The organism is Bacillus sp. JJ1521 (genome assembly GCF_036965165.1).
Taxonomy (GTDB): Bacteria; Bacillota; Bacilli; order Bacillales; family Bacillaceae_L; genus Ferdinandcohnia.
The window spans coordinates 1-3147 of record NZ_JBALOX010000233.1; the positions used below are offsets into that span (position 1 = coordinate 1).

4 protein-coding genes and 1 riboswitch are annotated in these 3147 nt (G+C 35.8%); all 4 genes read right to left on the reverse strand.

Annotated elements, in window-relative coordinates; translation table 11 throughout:
* Positions 1-73: 73 nt before the first annotated feature.
* Positions 74-1279: a hypothetical protein gene (locus V7147_RS23190; RefSeq protein ID WP_335370164.1), complete on the reverse strand. Its 1206-nt coding sequence runs from the start codon at positions 1277-1279 to the stop codon at positions 74-76.
* On the reverse strand, positions 1254-1805 hold the full coding sequence (gene sigX, locus V7147_RS23195) for an RNA polymerase sigma factor SigX (protein ID WP_335370165.1): 552 nt from the start codon (positions 1803-1805) through the stop codon (positions 1254-1256). The genes V7147_RS23190 and sigX overlap by 26 nt, the downstream gene beginning before the upstream one ends.
* 112 nt (positions 1806-1917) lie before the next feature.
* Entirely contained in the window at positions 1918-2421 is a 504-nt protein-coding gene (locus V7147_RS23200; RefSeq protein ID WP_335370166.1) for an ECF transporter S component, read from the reverse strand.
* Entirely contained in the window at positions 2422-2850 is a 429-nt protein-coding gene (locus V7147_RS23205) for a DUF4430 domain-containing protein (RefSeq protein ID WP_335370167.1), read from the reverse strand.
* A gap of 159 nt (positions 2851-3009) precedes the next feature.
* Positions 3010-3147, reverse strand: a riboswitch (cobalamin riboswitch). This riboswitch is flagged as partial in the annotation.

Here is a 3147-nt window from a genome sequence, read left to right on the forward strand (position 1 = left end):
CCTAAAAATGTGGGGGCAAATAAGCAAAGGCGCATTTGATAGGCAAAAAAAAAAGAGACAACAAAGTGCCTCTTTAGTTTAGGGGTAATGGATTTGGTGCAAGTGGGACCATTGTTTGTTCTCCAAATCGCACATTTCCTATTTGTTTGATATTTCCATAAAAAGTAACTGATTCAAAATTAAATTCCTTAGCAGTAAGCATTATTGCGTCTAACATTAAGATATAATCATCTGAATTCTCTAAAACAGCATCTTCACTGAAATGAATCTCTAAATTCGTACCATCTTCTTTAATTTTTTTTATTTCAGATATTATAGTTGGATGAAGATTATAATCACCTTGATTAGTATCCATTTTCATAGCTTCAAGTGCTTGATCAACAGTATTAAAATCTTCGTAAGATAGGGCTAAAAGTTTGCGACCTGATTCTTCATTCATAAAATATAAATAGGCTTTTTTAGTATCTTTTTCAAAATCAATTTGTTTTTCAGTAATCCCAGATTGCCCTATCATTATACCCTGTTGATTGTTTTGAAAAAGTTCAGCATGCTGATAATCCTCTAATAAATATCGGAAGGAATTGATTGTTTGTGAAAACCCATCAGATTGACCAGTTGCAAAGGATCCTGTTTGAATCGAGTTACTTACATCCACCCTTACTACTTTGCCATGATCTTTCGTTTCAATTTCAGAAAAATCGGCAAAATAGGACTCTGGTATCTCATCAATGCCCCATCCGATTTTTTGACGAATTAACTCATTTACTTGTGGAATATTTTGCTGCCATTGTTCTACAACATTCTCACCATTTGATTCAACTACGATGGATACGATGGAAGGAAACATAACACCACCCAAATACACACCATATGTTAATAGAACTTCATTGTCCCCCACACTATTTACTGCATAGCTTTGACTTGGTTGATCCTCAATTGAAGAAATACCAACCTCTTCTTCTTGTTTTGGCTCTTCAACTGTTTGTAAAGTGCTGGAAGCTTCATCCTTTGAAGCCTCTTTATCCATTACTTTCGCCATTTCAGCAGAGTCGGAACTTGAACTATTCATATTATTTATAAAAGAAGGAGCTAAGATGAATAACAGAAGCGCTGCTGCCACAGACGCAATGGTAGGAACAAGCCATACCTTTTTCTTTCGTCTATTCATTTTAAGGGTTATATTTTGATAAATTTCTTGTGGTCTACGGTTATCTTTAATTCCTGGCATTTGCGATAGCATCTGCTCGAGTTGTTCATCGCTCCACTCTGATTTTTTCATCTTCTAAACCCTCCTTTACACCAGATTCCTCCATATATGTCTTTAAGACCTTAAGGGCTCTATGCTGAGTTGTTTTTACCTTACTTTCTGTCCAACCAAGAGCCTCAGCAGTCTCGGCAATCGATAGTGATTGGATATATCGCAATATTAACACCATGCGTTGATCAGACGTACAGCGATCCAAGCAACGATACATCATTTGGACTTGCTCATTTTGTAATGCTATTTCTTCTGGAAGTGGAGCAAAATCTTTTACCTCTTGGCGACTCCAATCAAAGGAATCCATAATTCTTTGTTTCCAACCTTTTTGTTTTCGAAATGAATCAATTGCTACATGTCTTGCAATTGAAAATAGCCATGTTTTTTCACTGCTCTTACCTTCGAATCTATCATATGATTTTAAAACTCTTATATAAACTTCCTGAACGAGATCTTCAGCTAGTTCACGATTTTTCACCATATAAAATAAGAAGGAAAAGACATCGTGATGATACTTTTCATATAGTTCCTCAAATAAGGAATCCATTTCGCAAATCCTCCCGTTCATTTCATTAGTCGAATGTTTCGTAAAAAAAGTTACACTCCCAATATAGTATGTTTTCATAAAAAAAGGAAGAATATTTTGGTAATATTCTTCCTTACTTTGCGATTGTTACATTTTTTAAGAATAGTAGGCTTAAAATTGGATATAGAATGAGAAAAAACACTCCATTTCCGATTGCATGACTCATGTCAAATGGAAGTCCAGCTATATAATAAGCAAGGAACTTACCTGAAAATAAATAAAGTGGTATGGAGATAACGAAGCCGTATAAAAAACCACAAAACACAGCATAGATGGCTAGGACTATGACTGGAAGTCGGTCGCGATACTTTCGCATTGCACCACTTATTAAACCAATTGTCCCCCATGCAATGATTTGCCCAAATGTCCATAAACCCATACCCATGACAAGGTTAGATAATATCGCACTTAAAATGGCTACAACTACGCCATAGATAGGTCCTAAAAACAAACTTGTTATAATGATAATCGCAGTCGTTGGCTGAACATTCGGAATGAATGTAAACATAATTCGTCCCACCACCGATAAGGCGATTAACATGGATAAAAGTGTTAGGTTTTTAACGGATAAATTCATTTATTCCCACTTTTGTAGGTCAAACTCAATCTTGCTATCGGGCTCTACTTTAAATTCAGCTGCTCCTACCATTAAGTCTTCGCCATTTACGGAAATATGCCAAAATGTTTTCTCTTCGTTACTACCCGCAATTCCGTTAAGGCTATTAATAAAACCGCCGTCCTCTTCAATTTCAAAGTTTTCTTTCATGACGTCCATAAGCGTAACTTCTTTACCTGCTTCAATTTCGATTTCTTTTTCTTCGATGATTTCTTCTCCGTTGTTTTTAGAAACCACAACTGTTACAGTTTCCGCATTTTCTTCTTGGCTAACATTTTCTGATGCATTGTTATCTGTCTTGTTGTTGTTCGATGAATCGTTAGTTGACTGGTCATTGCTGCAACCAAATAATAATCCTAATGATAGTAATAAAAATAATAATTTTTTCATGTTTCTAGCTCCCTTTTATGTTAAATAGTTTGTGTATGTATAAGTGCAGAGCACTCGATACCAAAATAAAAAAGCCCACCACATTGGGTGAGCTTTGTTGATAATTGAAAAACAAAAAAGCATGAAGCTTTAGTGTTAATTCCCGCACCCCGAAGAATTAAAAAACGAATGAATTAGGCAGGTCTACTGACTTAAGCTTCTTTCTACTTTGAGTCCTTCCCATATGACGAACAGCGTTTGCCATCCATTCATACAGTGGTTTTTCTCATTTCGTCCACTTTTACAGTTGCGGGGGCA